Annotated in this window: 16 protein-coding genes and 1 pseudogene; 7 read left to right on the top strand and 10 right to left on the bottom strand. The window is 69.0% G+C overall.

What is annotated here, in order from left to right; genetic code table 11:
- Positions 1–118: 118 nt before the first annotated feature.
- Both OG730_RS11295 and OG730_RS11290 read right to left on the bottom strand, forming a co-directional pair.
- Entirely contained in the window at positions 119–781 is a 663-nt protein-coding gene (locus tag OG730_RS11295; protein WP_214953432.1) for a potassium channel family protein, read from the bottom strand.
- Positions 778–1,446 carry a potassium channel family protein gene (locus tag OG730_RS11290; RefSeq protein ID WP_274549945.1) on the bottom strand — a complete coding sequence of 223 codons (669 nt, stop codon included), beginning with the start codon at positions 1,444–1,446 and terminating at the stop codon, positions 778–780. The genes OG730_RS11295 and OG730_RS11290 overlap by 4 nt, the downstream gene beginning before the upstream one ends.
- Before the next feature lie 274 nt (positions 1,447–1,720).
- Here OG730_RS11290 and OG730_RS11285 point away from each other — a divergent pair, with 274 nt between their 5' ends.
- Together OG730_RS11285 and OG730_RS11280 are read left to right on the top strand one after the other, a co-directional pair.
- On the top strand, positions 1,721–3,775 hold the full coding sequence (locus tag OG730_RS11285) for an APC family permease (RefSeq protein ID WP_327304126.1): 2,055 nt from the start codon (positions 1,721–1,723) through the stop codon (positions 3,773–3,775).
- A gap of 127 nt (positions 3,776–3,902) precedes the next feature.
- Complete coding sequence (locus OG730_RS11280) at positions 3,903–5,237, top strand: class I SAM-dependent RNA methyltransferase (RefSeq protein WP_327304125.1); 1,335 nt, start codon at positions 3,903–3,905, stop codon at positions 5,235–5,237.
- Between the two features lie 271 nt (positions 5,238–5,508).
- Here the strand turns inward: OG730_RS11280 and OG730_RS11275 are convergent, their stop codons facing one another.
- Entirely contained in the window at positions 5,509–6,684 is a 1,176-nt protein-coding gene (locus OG730_RS11275) for a hypothetical protein (RefSeq protein ID WP_327304124.1), read from the bottom strand.
- A 744-nt stretch (positions 6,685–7,428) separates the two neighbouring features.
- On the opposite strand from OG730_RS11275, the gene OG730_RS11270 reads away from it, so the two are divergent.
- Entirely contained in the window at positions 7,429–8,046 is a 618-nt protein-coding gene (locus tag OG730_RS11270) for a hypothetical protein (protein ID WP_327304123.1), read from the top strand.
- A gap of 19 nt (positions 8,047–8,065) precedes the next feature.
- Here the strand turns inward: OG730_RS11270 and OG730_RS11265 are convergent, their stop codons facing one another.
- From OG730_RS11265 to OG730_RS11250, 4 genes are all read right to left on the bottom strand, one after another.
- Positions 8,066–9,223: a hypothetical protein gene (locus OG730_RS11265; protein ID WP_327304122.1), complete on the bottom strand. Its 1,158-nt coding sequence runs from the start codon at positions 9,221–9,223 to the stop codon at positions 8,066–8,068.
- A 3-nt stretch (positions 9,224–9,226) separates the two neighbouring features.
- Entirely contained in the window at positions 9,227–10,339 is a 1,113-nt protein-coding gene (locus OG730_RS11260) for an XRE family transcriptional regulator (RefSeq protein ID WP_327304121.1), read from the bottom strand.
- Between the two features lie 434 nt (positions 10,340–10,773).
- Positions 10,774–11,298 (bottom strand): hypothetical protein, encoded by a 525-nt coding sequence (locus tag OG730_RS11255; protein ID WP_327304120.1) that lies wholly within the window; start codon positions 11,296–11,298, stop codon positions 10,774–10,776.
- A gap of 263 nt (positions 11,299–11,561) precedes the next feature.
- On the bottom strand, positions 11,562–12,131 hold the full coding sequence (locus OG730_RS11250; protein ID WP_327304119.1) for a TetR/AcrR family transcriptional regulator: 570 nt from the start codon (positions 12,129–12,131) through the stop codon (positions 11,562–11,564).
- A gap of 83 nt (positions 12,132–12,214) precedes the next feature.
- On the opposite strand from OG730_RS11250, the gene OG730_RS11245 reads away from it, so the two are divergent.
- The gene (locus OG730_RS11245) at positions 12,215–12,361 is read left to right on the top strand and encodes a hypothetical protein (RefSeq protein WP_327304118.1); all 147 of its coding nucleotides are present in this window, start codon (positions 12,215–12,217) and stop codon (positions 12,359–12,361) included.
- On the top strand, positions 12,358–12,885 hold the full coding sequence (locus tag OG730_RS11240; protein ID WP_327304117.1) for a hypothetical protein: 528 nt from the start codon (positions 12,358–12,360) through the stop codon (positions 12,883–12,885). Before OG730_RS11245 ends, OG730_RS11240 begins: the two co-directional genes overlap by 4 nt.
- A gap of 42 nt (positions 12,886–12,927) precedes the next feature.
- Here OG730_RS11240 and OG730_RS11235 read toward each other — a convergent pair.
- Positions 12,928–13,098, bottom strand: a pseudogene (locus OG730_RS11235) (YnfA family protein); the annotation flags it as partial.
- A 189-nt stretch (positions 13,099–13,287) separates the two neighbouring features.
- A complete protein-coding gene (locus OG730_RS11230) occupies positions 13,288–13,953 on the bottom strand; it encodes an ArsR/SmtB family transcription factor (RefSeq protein ID WP_327304116.1) in 666 nt (221 codons plus the stop codon).
- Between the two features lie 86 nt (positions 13,954–14,039).
- On the opposite strand from OG730_RS11230, the gene OG730_RS11225 reads away from it, so the two are divergent.
- Both OG730_RS11225 and OG730_RS11220 read left to right on the top strand, forming a co-directional pair.
- Entirely contained in the window at positions 14,040–15,404 is a 1,365-nt protein-coding gene (locus tag OG730_RS11225) for an MBL fold metallo-hydrolase (protein ID WP_327304115.1), read from the top strand.
- On the top strand, positions 15,401–16,669 hold the full coding sequence (locus tag OG730_RS11220) for an MFS transporter (RefSeq protein WP_327304114.1): 1,269 nt from the start codon (positions 15,401–15,403) through the stop codon (positions 16,667–16,669). The genes OG730_RS11225 and OG730_RS11220 overlap by 4 nt, the downstream gene beginning before the upstream one ends.
- 39 nt (positions 16,670–16,708) lie before the next feature.
- On the opposite strand, the gene OG730_RS11215 is transcribed toward OG730_RS11220, so the two are convergent.
- Complete coding sequence (locus tag OG730_RS11215) at positions 16,709–17,266, bottom strand: DinB family protein (protein ID WP_327304113.1); 558 nt, start codon at positions 17,264–17,266, stop codon at positions 16,709–16,711.
- Between the last annotated feature and the right edge of the window lie 19 nt (positions 17,267–17,285).

The raw sequence follows: 17,285 nt of genomic DNA, 5'->3' as shown, positions 1-17,285 counted from the left end.
GCCGGATTGCACCGGCCGGCCGGATGGCTGCCGGCCCGCAGCCTCGTAGGCAGAGCGTGCGAAGGGGCGGCTGACCGTGGTGGTCAGCCGCCCCTTCGGCGTTCAGCGGGACCGCGGGTCAGTCCGCGGCCTGGAGGAGGTCCTCCAGCTGCTCCTCGCGGGCCTGGGCGGCCACGAAGAGGAGCTCGTCGCCCGGCTCCAGGGTCTCCTCGCCGTGCGGCGTGAGCACCCGGTTGCCCCGGATGATCGTGACCAGCGAGGTGTCCTCGGGCCAGGTGATCTCGCTGATCTGCTTGCCCGCGACCTGGGAGTCGGCGGGCAGGGTCAGCTCGACGAGGTTCGCGTCGCCGTGGCTGAAGCGCAGCAGCCGGACCAGGTCGCCGACGCTGACGGCTTCCTCGACCAGCGCCGACATCAGGCGCGGCGTGGAAACGGCGACGTCGACGCCCCAGGACTCGTTGAAGAGCCACTCGTTCTTCGGGTTGTTCACCCGCGCCACGACCCGGGGCACCCCGTACTCGGTCTTGGCGAGGAGGGAGACGACCAGGTTGACCTTGTCGTCGCCGGTCGCGGCGATGACCACGTTGCAGCGCTGGAGCGCCGCCTCGTCGAGCGAGGTGATCTCGCAGGCGTCGGCCAGCAGCCACTCGGCCTGCGGCACCCGCTCCACCGAGATGGCGGTCGGGGCCTTGTCCACGAGGAGCACCTCGTGGCCGTTCTCCAGGAGCTCGCCCGCGATGGAACGGCCCACCGCGCCGGCTCCGGCGATCGCGACCCTCATGCGTGTGCCTCCTCAGGACCCTCGGCGAAGGCTGCCTCCACCTTGTCGATCTCGTCCGTCCGCATCATCACGTGGACGAGGTCGCCCTCCTGGAGGACGGTCGCCGATGTCGGCAGCATGGCCTCGCCCAGCCGGGTGAGGAAGGCGACGCGGACGCCGGTCTCCTCCTGAAGCCGGCTGACCTTCTGGCCGATCCAAGCGGTGGAGGTGTGCACCTCCGCGAGCTGGACACCGCCGCTCGGGTCCCGCCACAGCGGCTCGGCGCCCGACGGCAGCAGCCGGCGGAGCATCTGGTCGGCCGTCCAGCGGACGGTGGCGACGGTGGGGATGCCCAGGCGCTGGTAGACCTCGGCGCGCTTGGGGTCGTAGATGCGGGCGGCGACGTTCTCGACGCCGAACATCTCACGGGCCACCCGGGCGGCGATGATGTTGGAATTGTCACCACTGCTGACCGCGGCGAAGGCGCCCGCGTCCTCGATGCCGGCCTCGCGCAGCGTGTCCTGGTCGAAGCCGACCCCGGTGACGCGACGGCCGCCGAATCCGGCTCCCAGCCGGCGGAATGCGGTGGGGTCCTGGTCGATGACCGCGACCGTATGCCCCTGCTGTTCCAGGGTCTGCGCGAGGGCGGAGCCCACTCTTCCGCAGCCCATAATGACGATGTGCACGGCCGTCCTTCCGGCTGTCAGCGGCTCGCTGGGTTCCAGCCTCATTGCTGCTCTGGCTTAACAGGGTCTCAGACCATGGCCCAAGCTACACACGGGCGGTCACCAGTGTGCCCGTTTGTACGGTCGGCGTGCGGTCGGCGTGTGGTCGGCGTGTAGTCGGCGGCCCTCCTTTGCCCTGGACGCGGCCCTCCTTTGCCCTGGATGAGGTGCGACTTCCCGTTCCTTAGGGGTGGGGGGTTCGTCAGGCCGATTTCGAACGCTTACGATCCTCTGCGTGTCCAAACTGACCGACGTGCCCAAACGGATCCTGATCGGCCGGGCGCTACGCAGCGACCGCCTCGGGGAAACCCTCCTTCCCAAGCGGATCGCCCTCCCCGTGTTCGCGTCCGACCCGCTCTCCTCGGTGGCATATGCCCCCGGCGAGGTTCTGCTGGTCCTGTCGATCGCGGGCGTGTCGGCGTACCACTTCAGCCCATGGATCGCGGTCGCGGTCGTCGTGCTGATGTTCACCGTGGTCGCCTCCTACCGGCAGAACGTCCACGCCTACCCCAGCGGCGGCGGTGACTACGAGGTCGCCAACACCAACCTCGGGCCCAAGGCCGGTCTCACCGTCGCGAGCGCCCTGCTCGTCGACTACGTCCTCACGGTCGCCGTGTCGATCTCCTCGGGGGTCGAGAATCTCGGCTCCGCCGTCGATTTCGTCATCGAGCACAAAGTGCTCTCCGCGATGATCATGATTGTGCTGCTCACGCTGATGAATCTGCGGGGCATGAAGGAATCCGGGAAGCTCTTCGCCATCCCGACCTATGTTTTCGTGGGCGCCGTTTTCGTCATGATCGGGTGGGGTGCCTGGCGCGGCATCGTCATGGGCGACACCATGGAGGCCCCCACGGCCGGCCTGGAGATCAAACCCGAACACCAGGGACTGGCCGGATTCGCCCTGGTCTTCCTGTTGCTGCGGGCCTTCTCCTCCGGCTGCGCCGCCCTCACCGGCGTCGAGGCCATCAGCAACGGCGTACCCGCCTTCCGCAAGCCCAAGAGCAAGAACGCGGCCACCACCCTCGCCCTCATGGGCCTGCTGGCCGTCACCATGTTCTGCGGGATCATCGGCCTGGCCATGGCGACCGACGTCAAGATGGCCGAGAACCCGGCCGTCGACCTGCTCGAGAACGGCACGCCGGTCGGCGCCGGCTTCGTCCAGCACCCGGTCATCTCCCAGGTCGCCGAGGCCGTCTTCGGCAACGGCAGCTTCCTGTTCATCGTGCTCGCCGCGGCCACCGCGCTGGTCCTGTTCCTCGCCGCGAACACCGCGTACAACGGCTTCCCGCTGCTCGGCTCGATCCTCGCCCAGGACCGCTACCTGCCGCGCCAGCTGCACACCCGCGGCGACCGCCTCGCCTTCTCCAACGGCATCGTGCTCCTTGCGGGCGCCGCGATGCTGCTGGTGTGGATCTACGACGCGGACTCGACGAAGCTGATCCAGCTCTACATCGTCGGCGTCTTCGTCTCCTTCACGCTGAGCCAGATCGGCATGGTCCGGCACTGGAACCGCCACCTGCGCGCCGAGCGCGACCCGGCCGCGCGCCGCCGGATGCACCGGTCCCGGGCGATCAACACCTTCGGCGCCTTCTTCACCGGCATGGTGCTGGTGGTCGTCCTGGCCACCAAGTTCACCCACGGCGCCTGGGTCGCCCTGCTCGGCATGGTCATCTTCTACGGAACGATGTCCGCGATCCGCAAGCACTACGACCGGGTCGCCGAGGAGATCTCCGCCGCCGAGGGCCCGAGCGACGACAGCGTGCGCCCCTCGCGGGTCCACTCCATCGTCCTGGTCTCCAAGGTCCACAAGCCCACCCTGCGGGCCCTGGCCTTCGCCAAGCTGACCCGCTCGGACCGGCTGGAGGCGCTCAGCATCAGCGTCGACCCGGTCGAGACCAAGGCCCTGCGCGAGGAGTGGGAGCGGCGCGGCATCAACGTTCCGCTCAAGATCCTCGACTCCCCGTACCGCGAGATCACCCGCCCGGTCGTGGAGTACGTGAAGGGCCTGCGCAGCGAGAACCCGCGCGACGCCGTCAGCGTGTACATCCCCGAGTACGTGGTCGGACGCTGGTACGAGCACCTGCTGCACAACCAGAGCGCGCTGCGCCTCAAGGGCCGACTGCTCTTCACCCCCGGTGTGATGGTCACCTCGGTGCCCTACCAGCTGGAGTCCTCGGAGCTGGCGAAGAAGCGGGCGAAGAAGCGCGCGGAGTGGAACGCCCCGGGCGCGGTGCGCCGCGGGCCGGTCGACACCCCGCGCGCGCGTCCGAAGGACCCGGCGGGCAAGTAGGTCCACGGCCCGCGCATCGGGTTGGCGAACGGCCGGACGAGATCCACGTAAACTGGTGGGTCGGTCGTCCGGCCGTTCCTTTTCGATTCTGATCTTCTGATCCACATCTCCTTGGAGTCTCCCCACCATGACGAGCGAGCAGAACGAGAAGCAGTCACTGGTCGGGGAGGAGTACGAGGTCGAGGTCGGCCCCGTCGCGCACGGCGGGCACTGCATCGCCCGGACCGCCGAGGGCCGCGTCCTGTTCGTCCGGCACACGCTGCCCGGCGAGAAGATCATCGCGCGCGTGACGGAGGGCGACGCGGACTCCCGCTTCCTGCGCGCCGACGCCATCACGATCCTCGACCCCTCCAAGGACCGCACCCCGGCCCCCTGCCCGTACGCCGGCCCCGGCAAGTGCGGCGGCTGCGACTGGCAGCACGCCAAGCCGGGCGCCCAGCGCCGGCTCAAGGGCGAGGTCATCGCCGAGCAGCTGCTGCGGCTCGCCGGGCTCACCCCGGAGCAGGCCGGCTGGGACGGTACGGTCATGCCGGCCGAGGGCGACAAGGTGCCCGCGGGCCAGGTCCCGCAGTGGCGCACCCGCGTGCAGTACGCCATCGACGAGGACGGCGTCGTCGGCCTGCGCAAGCACCGCTCGCACGACATCGAGCCGATCGAGCACTGCATGATCGCGGCGCCCGGCGTCAGCGAGCTCGGCATCGAGCAGCAGGACTGGCCCCAGATGGCCACCGTCGAGGCCATCGCCGCCACGGGCTCCGGTGACCGCCAGGTCGTCCTGACCCCCCGCCCGGGCGGCCGCCTGCCCCTGGTCGAGCTCGACAAGCCGGTCTCGGTCCTGCGCGTCGAGGAGAAGGACGGCGGAGTCCACCGCGTCCACGGCCGCCCCTTCGTGCGCGAGCGCGCGGACGGCCGTACGTACCGCGTCGGCATGGGCGGCTTCTGGCAGGTCCACCCGCAGGCCGCGGACACCCTGATCAAGGCCGTCATGCAGGGCCTGATGCCGCGCAAGGGCGAGATGGCCCTCGACCTCTACTGCGGCGTCGGCATCTTCGCGGGCGCCCTCGCGGAGCGCCTCGGCGAGACCGGCGCGGTCCTGGGCATCGAGTCCACGAAGCGCGCGGTCGAGGACGCCCGCCACAACCTCACGGACTTCCCCCGCGTCCGCATCGAGCAGGGCAAGGTCGAGCAGATCCTCCCGAAGACCGGCATCACCGAGTGCGACCTGGTCGTCCTGGACCCGCCCCGCGCGGGCGCGGGCAAGCAGACGGTCCGCCAGGTCGCCGGCCTCACCCCGCGCCGCATCGCCTACGTGGCCTGCGACCCGGCGGCCCTCGCCCGAGACCTGGCCTACTTCCAGGAGGCGGGCTACAAGGTCCGCACCCTGCGCGCCTTCGACCTCTTCCCGATGACCCAGCATGTCGAGTGTGTCGCGATCCTTGAGCCCGTTGGAAAGGGCCTCTGACCTGCGGGTTAGGGCAGTGTGCATTATGTGCGCTGTGGGCGTTACGGGCGATATCTTGACGCTGATTTGACGCTCGTGACGCTCGTTTGACGCACGCCGTCGGCCATGCCTGACGAGCCGTCAGGCGTGTAGGGGCGCACTCCCGCAGCAGATTGTGATCTTGCTGCGGGAGGCGCCCTTCCCGGTCGTGGGCGACCGAGTTGGTTGGTGTCTGCCCCGCGTCCACCTCCTCTCTTCGATAACACTCTGTGACAATTCGAGGGGGGCGCGGCTAGTAGCCGGGACCGTAGGGGTTCCATCCGTGCAGGAACGGCTGTAGGTCGCTGGCGCGGGGTTCGGGAATGTCGGGCAGGCGGAGCGTCCCGTTGAGCGGGTTCAGGCGCTCCACGTGGTCGGTGGCCCAGGCGATCCATGCCTCGGCTCCGTCCTTCTCCGGTCCGGTCGCCAAGGTCTGTGAGTGGAGGCGGAGGGCGTCGACGTACTCGGACAGGCCCGCTGCACGGCGCCATGCTTGTTCCTGCGCTTCGAGGTGCTGGACTCGGGCCGCCTCGGCGAAGTCGATCTTTGCCCGTTGCATCGCGGCTTCCCACTGCAGCCGCTTTTCCCGTGCCGCCTCCAGGTCGGCCAGTCGTTTGCGTTCGGCGGCCTCGCCTCGAAGTCCTACTTCCTGCACCATTTCGGCGAGCTGGTCCTCAAGGGGGCGTGCGGTCGTATCGGCCCACTCGCCGGCCCTGTGTGGCCGCCCGCCACTGACACAGATCCTCAGGCGTTCAGCGGGGGAGTGGTCGTACCGAGGAATCCTGACCCAGGAGTTCTTCTCCGCGTCCGCGAGTTCCTTTTTCGTGGGCACGTGTTCGGTGCGGTCTTGTTCCTGTAGGACGAGGAAATCGCATCGCTGACCCTGGGCCGTGATGGTGAAGTGGGGCGGGCCGTTTCGCCGACGATGTGGGGCGGGTGCACTCTCGGCTGTGCCGAACGTGCTGGTATACCCCAGTTTTTGCGCTGCGATGAGCAATGCGTGGATGAGGCGGAAGGCTCTGCCCTGCACCGATTTCGTCAGCGCCATGGGCTGGGAGTGCGCCTGCAGAGCCTTGACCACAGGGTGTGGCGTGGTGAGCCGTACCGGTACGGGAACGGGTGGTAGTACGGCCAAGCGCCAGGCCGGGGTGTCGACGAGCCGGATCTCGTATCCGTCGTTGCACCAGCCGGAGTGCAGTTCCTTGGTCGTAGGGATTCTTCCGGACCGGCGGGCTGCGGCAACGCGGATCGGCCACTTTTCGGTCTCCCGACCGCTGGTTTCGCGTTTGACGACGCGGCCGCCCGCTTCGGCGAGCTCTTCCAGGAGCTGTTCCGTGACGGTCTTGGTCTTCTTCCGTGGAAGGGACGTGGTTCGTTGCGGTGGCACGGGAGTAACCACCTTGTTCCCTGATTTCTCGCTCTTGGCCACGTCGGGTAGCTGGATTCCAGGCCGTGGAGCTGGCGTCGTGCCTCTGCTGCGAGGCTGATCGGGGAGATGGGACCCGTGGTCCAGGTATTGCTGGCCGGCCTTGGTGAGGGCGACGGACCACTGCCCCTGATGCCTGGAGACTTTGACGAGTCCGCGGCTGTGCAGGGCTTGGCAGCTGAGCTTGTGCGCATTCCCCTCCCACACGCCGTCAGGACAGCCTCGACCGACCCACTGCAGCACCTGTTGCTGCCGTTCGTTTAGCTCTCGTGGCACCTGAACTCCCCATCGTGCGAACGCCTCACGGGCATGCTCGCAGTCGCACTCCGCCTGGCGCGGGTGGAAGAGGGCGGGGGTTGGCAGACGGCGATGAAGATTCGGACAGATGTAGGCATGGCCGCTTGTGGTGGCTAGGCTCGCAGTCGTTCGTTGGTGGCCGCCGTGGACGCTTGTTGGTCGGCCTGTGACGGGTGCTGGCCGTTTCGCGATCATCCGAGGAGGTGGCCGCCGGGCGTACGAGCGACCGTATTAGCCTGGGCATTCGTGCTGGGGCGTTCCCGTGTCTCGGGCAGGGGAATGCCGGTTAGGCGGTCGATCCCGCCTGGCTGCGGCCGGGAGGGGACTGGCGAATGGATCGCGTGAGCGTGAGTCGCTCGTGCTTCCGGTGATGGGTGCCTGAGGGTAAGCAGGGGCGTGCAGGCGCACCGCAGGCGAGGGCGTCAGTTCGAGACGAGAGCGGGTTGGTTCATGTCGGTCGTGGCGCGAGAGCAGATGGATGTCGTCGCAGGTGCGCTGGCTCCCTGCGACCTCGTGCCCCGCGAGGCGAAGCTCGCGCTTGTCGAAGCCTTCGGGACGGAAGCTGTTGTGGCCTATCGGCATGACGCGCTTGAGCGGGAGCGGCGGTCAGCTGAAGGGATGCCGCCGCTGACGCGACCTGACGTGCTGGATCTCCTCATGTCGCTGCCCCTGGGCGAGCCGGTTCCTGCCGGCTCCTTGAGTGAGAGGGAGCGGCGGGTGCTGAAGTCGCTTCCGAAGGGCGCGGCGGTCCGCAGGGACGGGTCGATCACCCGTCGAGCGGCGCAGCCTGTCCATATCGACATGGCGTTCGTGCCCGGCCGAAGCTGGGAGTCGGCGATGGAGAAGGCAGAGCGATTTACTCCGTTCTGTTCTCGCGCTGTGGTGGTGGATGGCGTATTGCGGCGCAAGGATGATGCTGTGCTGCGCGCGGACTTTTACGGCATTGGCCTGCTCACGCTTCGGGGGGACTCGGTGGAAGTGGTGGTGCCGCCGCGGCCCTTCGTGCGCAGACGCCACACCGTTGCCGGCTGGAAGTTCCTGGAAGACGTCCACCGCCAGCTCCCCTGAGCATCCGGCCCGCGGCTCGTTACGGGGTGACGGGGAGTGTCGCCCATGCTTTGAGCGGGGAGGGCGCCTGGAATCCGGACCGGGGGCTGGCGCCCAGCCCGATGCGCTGGTTCTCCAGTGCGTAGCGGTCGATCGCGGCCGCACACTTGTCGCGCCACCACGATTTACGCGGGGTGCCTGGCTGGTAGCCGGCCATTTCGGTGACCCAGTCGCTCCACGTGAGAACGGTGTGATTGTCGGCCTCGCGCCGGGTTTCGCCGTCCGGCAGGAAGAAGCGGTCGAGTCCACGCCCGTCGCACTCCTCGCAGGAGCAGGTTGCGGGATCCACGTTCCCGTACAACCTGGAGAGGGACTCGGCGCCCTTGAAGCATATGAGTTCCGGCATCAGCACGCTCGGGTAGGTGGGGCCGGCCTTGTTGGTCTGGGCCTTCTCGCCGGGCGGGATCGCGTGGCGGAGTGAACTCTGCACGCCGATGCCGGCGCAGAAGGCGCCGTGCGCGATCGCATCAAGCGCAGCGAGGTCGGTCCGCAGTAGTGCCACGTGTTCGACCTCGGCCAGCAGGCGGCGCAGATTGGCGGGGATGTCCTTCGTCTGCTCCATCGGATCGAACTGGCGGAACAGGACGAGGGCCTTCGGGTGCCGGATCTTCGTGCAGACCGCGATGAGTTGACCGATGTTCTCGCGGTTGAGCCATGTGACGTCGATCGGGAGCGTCACGACGGTATCGGCCCGTTCGATCTTGTTGGCCTCGCGTATCACTGCTTTGAGTGTCTTGGAGTCCGCGGGCGGAATGTAGCCGGTCGGAGTCAGTGCCGCGCTCGCTCCGCGTGCCTTCTGGAAGGCCAGCGAGGTGTCCACTGAGGCGAACAGCTCGTCGGTGGGCACCATGAACGGCTCGTCCGCGGTTGCGACATAGGTGGTGTAGGGGGCGCTGTCGATCAGCAGGGTGCCCTCGTAGCCGACCGTGCTGCGAAGGTGGAAGGCCCGCTCGTCGGCTTTGGCTCCGGTCATCACGACGCCGCTGAAGTCGTCATCGAGCGCGGGCCGCGGCCGCGGAAGATTGACGGCGTTCTCGTGGAGCAGCACCCGCCCCTGGAGGAGCGGCACGGCGGCAACGGTGTGGTCGAGCGTCTTCAGGGCGGGTGGTCGCCGCCTCGGGGAAGGGGTGTTGCTCATGAATCACCTCGCAGAAGAGTCCGGCACGTCCTTGTGGCCGGACGGAGAGGAAGTGCACAAGTAGATCTCGTGGAACTCCTCGCGACCCAGGCCAGCCAGGTGGGCGGTCTCGGTCGGACTGAGGTGGAGCTGCTGCTCAAGCCGGGTGACGGCTTGAGCGAGGTGGCGCGGGGTTTCGCGCCGGATGGTGGTCGGCTCGTTGGTGCGGTAGCCGAGGGCGGACAACTCGACCACGAGCGTGCGGTATTGCCATTCGCTGATGACTCCCAAGTCCATGGCCCGCCTGAGGAGAGCTGCCATGGACACCCCCCACCGGGCCTTGAGGTCCAGCAGACGGGACACGTCGATGCCTGGCTTCAGCTCGGGCAGGACCGCGTCGTGGGGCATGAGGAACTCGGCGGCGAACCGGTTGGCCTGGTCTTCCTGCACGCGCCCCTCTCCCGGCTCGCCGTGCATCACCAGATGACCCAGCTCGTGCGCCAGGCTGAAGCGTGAACGATCTCCTGGCGCGTGTGAGTTGAGCAGGATCAACGGATATCCGCCAGGGGGCCACTGGCTCACGGCGTCGAGCTCGGTGGTGCAGAGATCCCGGACTACGACCAGAGCGCCCGCATCTTCCAGCAGGGCGACCATGTCCTCGATGGGTCCTGCGGGGACGTTCCACTCCTCACGCATCGTCTCCGCCGCATCCGCGGGAGTGTCGAAGTCGTTGACCTCCACGCGCCGAAATCGGTCGCTGCGATGAAGGTCCGTTGCCCGGGCCAAGGAGTCGACCTGGAGCCGGGTGAGCGCCAACGTCGCATGGATCCGACGTAGGGCGGGCGCCCCCAGAGAGGCTCGCTTGCGGTGGTGTACCAGTCCGACGCCTGTTCCGGCCGTGTCAGTGGCGCGGCACAGGGTGTCGGCGGTGTAGCGCAGGGCGTCGGCGAAGAGGTGCACCCGCTCGTTCCTGACGGGGATGCGGCCGGCTTCAGCCCGGCTGACATACCCCTGGGTGATGCGGCTGCCATCAAGACGTGTCATCTCGTCAGCAAGTTCGGACTGTGTCCAGCCGCGCGAGTCACGGGCCAGCGTGAGCATCCCGGGATCCGCAACCAAGCCCTTCTGGTCGCGCATGTGCCCACCTCCAGCCCTGGCGAGTTCAACTCCCCAGAGAGTACACGTTTTTATGCCACAGAATATTCCACACATGATCTGAGGCTCGTCACAGCTCCATGCATACCAGACCCCGCTGACAGTCCAACTCCACTGCTCCATCGCGTCTTTCGGCGCTGCGAGTGTAGTGCGGCGCCCCTGATAGGTGACCGCGCCCCCGTGCCGGTGCCACCCCGCGCTGGGCGAGCCGACGGTGTTCGCAGGGGCTGAGCCGCAGATCATGTCCCGTGTCTGTACTGGCCTGCGGGCCCGCACGGGCGACGAGGCCTCCCTCGCCTCCAAACGCACAAGCGGTGACCAGCACATGCTGGTCACCGCTTGTGGTCAGGCCAACGGCCCCGATCAGACGCCTTCCTGTTGGCTGGAACGGCGCGTGCTTGCTGCCGCGATGTCTCTCAATTCCTGATGAGACGCTCGTAGGGGTGGCCCTCTGGGGTGAAGACGAGGACGAAGTTCTCACCCATCCGAACAGCTACATCCCGCAAGCGGGCCAAGACTTCTGCCTGGGCCGGCAGGTCGAGGCCCAGGGCTGCCGCGGCACGGTCTCTCCTGGCCACGAGATCCGGCATGTCCTCCAGGTACTCGGCCGCGAGCTCGCGACTCTCCTCGTCCGTGAACGCCTGGCAGTCGCGCCACCAAGGGGCGACCAGCAGCAGCCGCAGGAGCTCGGGAAGGCCGATCGCAACCAGAGCCGCACCTCCTTCGGAGTCGGCATAGAGGATTGGACGTTCCTCGCCACCTTCACCGCAGAAGAAGTACGTGCCCCCGGCGCCGTCGCCGGCGAAACCTTCGAGTGCGGCCCCCGAAGCGAGGTGGACTTCTTCGACATGGTCGCCTCGGTCCAGGTCGAAGTCACCCGGCCAAGCGAGAAAACGGGCAGCTTCGTCCTGCTCGCGGACGGCAGCGATCAACGATTCCATGGGCCGCACCTTACGGCTCACTGGGTTGACAAGAATCATTGGGAATCAGTCACATCTGTGTGGGTAAGGGCCCGGTGTGACTCTGTCCCCGCCGCTGGAGCCGATGCTGGCGCGGACTGTCCGCGCTTGCCGATGCCAGCCGCCCTACTGGGGGAATCGCCTACGAGCCCAAGTCGCGGACAGGGTTTGAAGGTGTCCATGGTCCACATTCTGTGTCGAGGTGAGCTGGCCCGTCGTGGCTGGGGTCGAGGTTCCCGTCGGTCTTAGGGAATTGGGCGCAGGCCGTCGAGGGTGACGGTAACGAGGCGGGCCACCGCAGTCTGGGAAGTGAGGGCGGCCGCCGCGGTCAGGGCGTGAAGGCAGTACTGGGCGAGTTCGGCCGGTGGGACGTCGTCGCGCAGATCACCGGCTTCGGCTGCTTCGGCGAGGAGGTGCTGGAGCATGCCGTGCAGGTGCCGCTCGGCATGCGAGACGTGCTCGCCCTGGTGAAGGAGGGCGGCGAGTTCGCCGCCGTGCCGCTGCCGGGCGATGCCCGCGTACGCCTCCAGCACCGCCTTCAGGCGTTCCATGGCGGTGCCGGTCTGGTCGCGGATGCCCGCGAGCTGCTGGAGGTGGGCGGTGACCTGGCGCTCATGCCAGGCCAGCAGGACGGCCTCGACGTCGGAGAAGTACTTGTAGAGCGTCGCGCGGCCGATGCCGGTCTGCTCGGCGATCTGGGACATGGTCACCGACCGCAGGCCGCCCTGGGCCACCAGCTTCGCGGTGGTGTCCAGGATCGCCTCACGCACGGCGGCGCGATGCGCATCGATCGTCTCGTTCCACAGCTTCGGCACCCACCCAGGATACGGACGTCCACAGGGCATACACTCGGTTTTAGATAGAGACAGAGTGTCTCGAAAAAGCGAGTGGAGGCGTCATGGCAGGCTCACCGGACCGCCACGATGACGATGGAGAGGGGGCGCCGCGCTGGGTGAAGGTCTCCGCGGCGATCGCTGTCGTTCTGGTCGTGGTGTTCGTGATCGTGCACCTGGCCAGCGGCGGCATGGCGGGGCACGCGCCGTGACCCCGTTCCCGCCGCGGCTGCGCAAGCTGATGCTTACACTGCACGTCACCTCCTCCGTCGGCTGGCTGGGCGCGGTCGCCGCGTTCTTCGCCCTCGCCGTCGCTGGCCTGACCAGCAGCTCATCCCAGACGGTGCGGGGCGCCTACCTGGCCATGGACGTGGTGGGCTGGTACGTGATTGTCCCGTTCAGCATCGCCTGCCTGCTGACGGGTCTGGTGCAGTCGCTCGGGACGGTGTGGGGGCTGCTGCGGCACTACTGGGTGATTGCGAAACTGCTGATCACCGTGGCCGCGACTCTTCTGCTGCTGGTCCACATGCAGCCGGTCAGCCACCTCGCGGACGCGGCCGCCCGGGCCGCCCCCGCGGGCGGCGAGCTGGAGGGCATGCGTATCCAGCTGATCGCGGACGCGGCCGCCGCCCTGCTGGTGCTCCTGACGGCGGCCGCCCTGTCGGTGTTCAAGCCGCGCGGGGTGACCCGCTACGGGCGCCGCCGCCAGCGCGAGCAGATGCCGCAGCCGCGCTGACCCCCGCCGCCGGGGGTGGCCCGGCGCCTGGCGCCGCGGTGATCAGTGGCTGCGAGGCGCGTACATGATCACGGCCATGCCTGCGAGACACACCAGGGCGCCGATGACGTCCCAGCGGTCGGGGCGGTAGCCGTCGGCGACCATGCTCCAGGCGATGGATCCGGCCACGAAGATCCCGCCGTACGCGGCGAGGATGCGGCCGAAGTTGTAATCAGCGCTGGGCGTCCCTCGGGGCTTCGGACCAGCCCGCCGCCCCGTACCGGAGGACGACGGCACACCGGACGGGCGCCCTCTGCACCACGGCCGCCACAGCCACCACTGAGGGAGCAACAGGCAGGCCGGTCCGCCGCCGGATGGCGCCTGCCCTGAGCGAGTGACTCGCCGGACGGTTCAGGCGCAGGGTCAGGCGGCGTTCGCCTCGACGGGGAGGTCGGCCAGGCGCCATTCCAGCATGCCGTCGGTGAGGCGTACGGCTTTGCGGCCGTGTCGGTGGAGCAGGCGTACGGCGTCGTGGGCGAGGACGCAGTAGGCGCCGCGGCAGTACGCCACGACCTCGATGTCGTCCGGTAGTTCGGCGATGCGCTCGGCGAGTTCTTCGACCGGGATGGAGATCGCGCCGGGAATGTGGCCCGCGGCGTACTCCACTCCGGGGCGGACGTCGAGGACGACGATTTCGCCCGCTTGCGCTCGGGCCTGCAGTTCGTCGCGGTCGACCTCTTCCGCCGCGTCCGTGCCGAGGTACGCCGTGCGTGCCGGTTCGACGGCGCTCTGGTGGGTCCGGGCGACCTGGCGCAGGAGGGCGTAGAGGGCGGCGACGTCGTCGCCGGCGAGGCGGTAGTGGATCCGTACGCCCTCGCGGCGGGTGGCGACGAGTCCGGCCTGCTTGAGGGTCTGCAGGTGTGCCGAGGCGGTGGTCAGGTTCAGTCCGGCCGCCTTGGCGAGCGCGTCGACCGTGCGCTCGCCCTGCGCCAGCAGGTCGAGCAGTTCCAGGCGCTTCCCGCTGCTCAGTGCCTTGCCCGTGAGGGCGAAGGCGTCGTACAGGGCCGACTTGCGTACGGCATCTCCCATGGCATCCTCCATAGATCCATGGAATATTGTATCTGTGGAGGGGCGCTGGGACCACCGAGCCCCTACCGTGTCACCTGGAGGACCTGATGGGCTTCGCCGACGATCACTTGATACCGCTGGTCGACGAGGGGCTGGGAAACAGCGCCTACCTCGTCGACCTCGGCGACGGACGCGCCCTCGCGGTAGACGCGAGCCGGGACCTGCGCGCCCTGCGGGCCGCTGCCGGGCGTCGGCGCCTGCGGGTGGCGTACGCGGCCGACACCCACCTGCACGCCGATTTCCTCTCCGGCGCCGTCCAGCTCGCGCACGACGACGACGCGACCGTGCTGGCCTCCGCCGCCGGCCACCGGGGCTTCCCGCACACGCGCCTGGGCGACGGCGACGAGACCGACCTCGGCGGGCTGACCCTGCGGGCGCTGGCCACCCCCGGCCACACGGACGAACACCTCTCCTTCCTCCTGCTGGACGGCGACCGTGAGCTGGGCGTCTTCACCGGCGGATCGCTGATCGTCGGCTCGGCCGCGCGCACCGACCTCCTCGGCGCCGACCGCGCCGAAGAGCTGGCCCGCGCCCAGTACCACTCACTGCGGCACCTGGTCGAGCTGCCGGACAGCACGGCGGTCTGGCCCACCCACGGCGCGGGCTCGTTCTGCTCCGCCCCTCCCGGCTCCGAGCGCACCACCACCATCGGTGACCAACGACGGGCCAACCCGCTGCTCGCCGCACCGAACGAGGACGCCTTCGTACGGCAGCTGCTGGGGAGCCTCGGTTCCTACCCGGCGTACTTCGACCAGCTGGGTGAGGTGAACCGGCGCGGGCCCGCGGTGCTCGGATCCGCACCCACGCTCGCCCCTCTCACGGTGGCCGAGGTCCGGGGCCTCCTCGGCCAGGGCGCTCAGGTCGTCGACGTCCGCTCCGTCGCCGACTTCGCCGCAGGCCACATACCCGGCGCGATCTCGAACCCGCTGCGCGGGCAGTTCGCCACCTGGCTGGGCTGGCTGCTGCCCGACGACAGTCCGCTGGTGTTCGTCACCTCCCCCGGCCAGGACCTCGCGGAGATCGCCTGGCAGGCCTTGAAGATCGGGTACGAGCGGCTGGCCGGGCACCTCGACGGCGGCATGGACGCCTGGACCAGCGCCGGAGGACAGCGCCAGAGCATCGAACTGCTCACCGCCGACCGCATGGAGGGCCGGCCCGTCCTGGACATCCGCCAGCGGGCGGAACACCTCGCGGGGCACATCCCCGACGCGGTTCACATCGAACTCGGCGATCTCGCAGTCCGCTCCGGCGAGGCTCCGACCGGTGCCGTGGTGGCCTGCGGCCACGGCGAGCGCGCCATGACGGCCGCCAGCCTCCTGCTGCGCGCAGGGCATCGGGATCTCGCCGTCCTCGACGGCGGCCCGGGCGACTGGGCCAAGGCCACCGGCCGCCCCCTCCAGGAGGGGGCGTGAGCACCCACGCCCCCGGCGAGACCAGTTCCGACATACGGCTCGGACTGCGGGCCAACCTCCCCCAGTTCGCCCTGCTCGTCGCGGTCAACGCCCTCGTCGGCGGAATGCTCGGCCAGGAACGCACCGTCCTGCCACTGCTCGCCGACGACGTCTTCCACCTGTCCGCCTACACCGCCGCCCTCACCTACATCGTGGCGTTCGGCTCGACCAAGGCCGTCACCAACTTCTTCGCCGGGACCTGGTCGGACCGCTACGGCCGCAAGCCCGTCCTGATCGCCGGATGGCTGATCGCCCTGCCCGTACCCGCGATGCTCGCCTGGGGCCCGACCTGGGGCTGGATCATCGCCGCGAACATCCTGCTCGGCATCAACCAGGGCCTGACCTGGTCCACCACCGTCATCATGAAGATCGACCTGGCCGGCCCCGAACGCCGGGGACTCGCCATGGGCTTCAACGAGGCCGCCGGATACGGCGCCGTCGCCGCGACCGCCATGGCCACCGGCGCCATCGCCGAACACGCCGGACTGCGCCCCGCCCCGTTCCTGCTCGGCGCCGCCTACGTCGTCCTGGCGCTGGGCCTGTCCGTCTTCGCCGTACGCGAGACCCGCGACCACGCCCGCTATGAAGCCGCCCGCCATGCCAACCCCACCAGCGGCGGACACGACGGGGAACTGACCACCGGCCAGATCGCCCGCCTGACCAGCCTCCGCGACAAGGCCCTCTCGGCCGCGAGCCAGGCCGGCCTAGTCAACAACCTCAACGACGCCCTGGCCTGGGGCATCTTCCCCCTGCTCTTCGCCGCCCACGGCCTGTCCATCGCCCAGATCGGCGTTCTCGCCGCCCTCTACCCGGCCGTCTGGGGCGCGGGCCAGATGCTGACGGGCTGGTGGTCCGACCACATCGGCCGCAAACACCTCATCACCGCAGGCATGCTGCTCCAGGCCGCCGCCATCGCCCTCGTCGCCGCCGGCACCACCTTCGGCGTCTGGGCCACCGCCCAGATCCTCCTCGGCATCGGCACCGCCCTCGTCTACCCCACCCTGCTCGCCGTCATCGGCGACGTCGCACACCCCGCCTGGCGCGCCCGCGCCGTCGGCGTCTACCGCCTCTGGCGCGACGGCGGCTTCGCCGTCGGCGCCCTCCTCGCCGGCGTACTCGCCGACGCCTACGGCCTGACCACCGCCATCTACGCCATCGCCGCCCTCACCGCGGCCTCCGGCCTCCTCGTCGCAGTGCGCATGTACGAAACACACCCCCGCACCTGACCCCCACACGGGGATCCGGAACGCATTCCGCGCCCGACCTCAGACTTCCCGTTGACGCCCGTCCCCGCCGCTCAGGGTGAGCTGGCGGTGGTGGAAGTCGAAGTGCTGCGTCGGGTACCGGTAGATGTCCGCGAGGGTCATGAAGTCCTTGAAGAAGGGGTCCCACCGGACGGGGTAGTGCATACCGCGGGCCAGGTCGGCATCGGACTCGGCGGCCAGCCGGCGCTGGAGGGAGTGGAGGACCCGGTCGAAGGCGGTGCCCATGCGGCGCGGCCCGTAGACCTTCACGGCCCCTCGTGGACCCGTGTAATTGACCCAGTTGAACGGGACGGTTCCCGCGTTCAGGAGCCGGGCGAACGCCTTGCTGGCACCGCGTGGAAGCCGCCCGAAGACACGGACCAGGACCAGCAGGGCCCGGACGACCATGAAGCCGAAGAGCATGTGCCACAGCAACTGCCCGTTGGTCCACTTGGTACCGCGGGTAGGCCGGGCAAGGTCCGCCTTGGAGGCGGAGTCCAGCAGTTGGTGGAAGGTGCGACGGGCTCGTTCGAAATCCTCGTACACGGCCTGCCGGTCCATCGGAGTCGCGTTCGCCATCGTCTGCCAGCTCTCGGTC

Source organism: Streptomyces sp. NBC_01298, from assembly GCF_035978755.1.
Classification (GTDB): Bacteria; Actinomycetota; Actinomycetes; order Streptomycetales; family Streptomycetaceae; genus Streptomyces.
Note: the sequence above shows the minus strand (reverse complement) of the source record. Positions and strands in the feature narration are given on the sequence as shown.